Raw genomic sequence first — 725 nt, forward strand, 5'->3', positions numbered from 1 at the left:
CAGGCGGACGAACTCTGGTGTCGTACCCAACGGGGCGTGCGGTGGCTGGCAACGGCCGTCTGTGTCTCCTCACGACTGCTCCTGTGGGGTGCGTTGGCTGCTGAGCGAACGCACGCCCTGATCGCCGAGGTCGTGAATCAGGTGCACTGCGCTGCACAGCTTCAATCACCAGTGCTGTGGGCGACAGATGGATATGGAGCGTGGAAAACCCAGGTTCTCAGGATGTTTCGGACTCCGCGGCACACTGGGCGCCCACGGCGCCCAGTGTTGGTGCCCTGGGCGGAGTTGCACATCGTGCAGGTCGTGAAACGAACCTCCCGTGACCGAATCGAGCGACGTATCGCGTTCGGTGACCTCTTCGAGGCGTTGCACCTGATCGAAGCATCGCAAGGTCAGCCGGGTACCGTGAACACCGCATTTGTGGAACGGTTGAACGCGACGCTCCGGACGTGGTTGCCAGCCGCTCACCGTCGCTCCCGGCATGCCGGGAGCGACGGTGAGCGGCTGGAACGTCACTTCTTCCTGGTGTTGGCGGCGTACAACTTCATTCGTCCACATCGGTCACTTCGCGTACAGGTGAATGGTCGGTGGGTGGATCGAACGCCGGGGATGGCCGCAGGTGTGACGGATCACGCCTGGACGGTCGCGGAACTGCTCCGCTATAGGATCGAACCGTTTGTTGAAGCCGCATGATTCAGCTCCACGCTGTCCTGTGGTTCTACCCA

General features: G+C 62.2%; 1 protein-coding gene. It reads left to right on the forward strand.

Translation table 11 applies throughout. The features are described from left to right. Window positions 1-693, forward strand: a 693-nt coding sequence (locus E5Z01_RS19855; RefSeq protein WP_240738602.1) for a transposase, incomplete at its 5' end; no start/stop codon positions are given. Between the last annotated feature and the right edge of the window lie 32 nt (window positions 694-725).

It is taken from the genome of Deinococcus fonticola (assembly GCF_004634215.1).
GTDB lineage: Bacteria > Deinococcota > Deinococci > Deinococcales > Deinococcaceae > Deinococcus > Deinococcus fonticola.